The sequence below is a fragment of the Kitasatospora sp. NPDC091257 genome, assembly GCF_044757675.1.
GTDB lineage: Bacteria > Actinomycetota > Actinomycetes > Streptomycetales > Streptomycetaceae > Kitasatospora > Kitasatospora lactacystinica.
Window position 1 is genome coordinate 1 of record NZ_JBIVVI010001458.1, and the last position, 1,975, is coordinate 1,975.

Annotated in this window: 2 protein-coding genes; both read right to left on the bottom strand. The window is 74.4% G+C overall.

Going from position 1 to position 1,975, the window contains the following annotated elements; all coding sequences use genetic code 11:
- Window positions 1–60: 60 nt before the first annotated feature.
- A complete protein-coding gene (locus ACIQOV_RS39330; RefSeq protein ID WP_401055686.1) occupies window positions 61–777 on the bottom strand; it encodes a hypothetical protein in 717 nt (238 codons plus the stop codon).
- Window positions 774–1,724 carry a hypothetical protein gene (locus tag ACIQOV_RS39335; RefSeq protein WP_331768718.1) on the bottom strand — a complete coding sequence of 317 codons (951 nt, stop codon included), beginning with the start codon at window positions 1,722–1,724 and terminating at the stop codon, window positions 774–776. The genes ACIQOV_RS39330 and ACIQOV_RS39335 overlap by 4 nt, the downstream gene beginning before the upstream one ends.
- Window positions 1,725–1,975 lie beyond the last annotated feature (251 nt).

The following is a 1,975-nucleotide window of genomic DNA, read 5'->3' on the forward strand; positions in this document are numbered from 1 at the left end:
GCCTGGACCACTGCTCGGACGACCAGCGCGCCTTCCGGGCGTTGCTGGCGCTGGCGCTCTTCAACGGCAACGTGTACACGGGGCCGGCGCATGGGACGCGATGAGCTGCGCGCTGTCCGGGGAGCCCGTGAGCCGGGTCGTGGCACCGGCGTGGAGGAGGCAGGTCTGCCCGGGGGCCAGGGAGCGCAGGCACTGCGGCCGGTCGTGGTCGATGTCGCCCGTTGCGCAGATCGGGCAGGTGGCGTCCAGGACGGCGGGCACCACGCCGTGCAGGCGGTAGACCGCAGCCGGGGTGCCGCGGGTACGCATCCGGTGCCGGATCGCCTCCAGGTGGCTGCCGACGCGGCCGGGCGAGACGGTCCTCATCACGGCGATCTGCTGATTGGTGTATCCGTCGGCCAGGAGCTGGAGCGTGGGCACGGCAGTCTCGGGCAGCGGCGTCGTCAGTACGGCACGGGGCGGGAGGAGGAGCCTCATCCGGCAGGCCGTGTCCACCATCTGCGTCCAGGTCCGTGCCCGCAGCCGTCGCTTCAGCGAGTTCAGGTGCTCGCGCACCGCCTCGGCCGTCGTCCCCGCCGTTGTCCCGGTGGCGTCCTGACGTTCGGGCACCGCGTTGACGGCGGCCGCGATCTCGATCGCGTTCAGGTCGGTGACCAGGTGGCTCAGCGCCAGGGCCTCGGGCCCGGTGATCTCCTCGGTGATGTGGTGGCCGCACCGCAGGACCCGGGGCTCGTGGACCTTCGGCAGCGGGCGGGCGTCCGTGCGGGAAGCCTTCATCGCGGCCCCCAGTTCCACGGGGCGGGGTGCGCGCCGCGCAGGCACGCGAGGCGGTGGGCGGCCTGCCGACGGGCGCCGGCGTCGAGCCGGGCGCGGCGTACCGTGTCCATCACCGCGGTGAGGACGACGACGTCGCGTACGACCTGGTAGCCGGACCAGGCACCGATGTAGGGGTGGTCCACGGCCTGGTCCTCGCGTTCGTAGGAGAGGTAGGTGTCGGCGTAGGTCCGGTGGTCCTCGCGGGGGCCGGTGAGCAGCTCGGAGCGCCAGCGGGCGGCGACGAGGTCCCACTCCCTGTGGCCGCGCGTCAGCGGGCGGCGCAGCAGGAGCCCGACGTGGGTGCCGTCGTCGTGGACCGGGACCATGCCAGGGGCGCCGAGAACGACGGCGTCCGGTGTCGGCCAGTCGAGGTAGTCCCACTCCTCGCGCAGCCGGGCCGTGTGCTCGCGCAGGAAGCGGCGGGCGGTCTCGTCCAGCGGGGCGTGGTCCAGGCCGTCCAGCAGGCCGGCGAACGGGTCGTGCTCGCGCAGCCAGGGCGCGGACGCGGGGTCGATGCGGTGGGTGAGGGCGGTCGCCCACGCGGACAGGGACGTGTCGGTGCTCCGCTGCCCCGGGTCCGGCCAGAAGGTGACGGCCCGGCCCTCGGTGCCCGCGCGGACGTCCCTGTACCAGGGGGCCGTGACGGCGACCCGGTGGTCCCGGAGGAACTGTGCGCCCTTGATCAGGGCCCAGGCCTCGTCCAGGTCCGGGTGCACGATGGCGAGCGCGTGCGAGGCGGGCAGCGACCACAGGTGGTTCGGGCTGTCGCTGACCAGCTCGGCCCGCCCGGCGTCGTCGGCGGTGGCCACGCAGGCCTGCGTCAGCGCCTCGAAGGAGGCGGCGACGTCCAGTCTGCGGGCCGGGGTGGTGGTCTTGAGCAGCGTTCTGGTGCGCGGTCCGACGCTCACGGCGCAGTCCTCGGGTACGGAGTGGACGGATGGATGGGAGGGGAATCTGCCGGGAGGGCCTTGACCTCGCGGGGTGTCCCGGACCGATCGGCCCGGTGCCCGATGGAACCTCTCGGGTGTGTGCGGGCCCGGCCGGGCTCCCAGGGCCGGGCCCGCACACCGGGTGGCACCGTCTGCGGGAACGGCGCCACCCGGAGCCGCAGGACCCACCCCTCGTACGGGGCCCTGCGGGTGTCCGGGCCTGCCCTCTC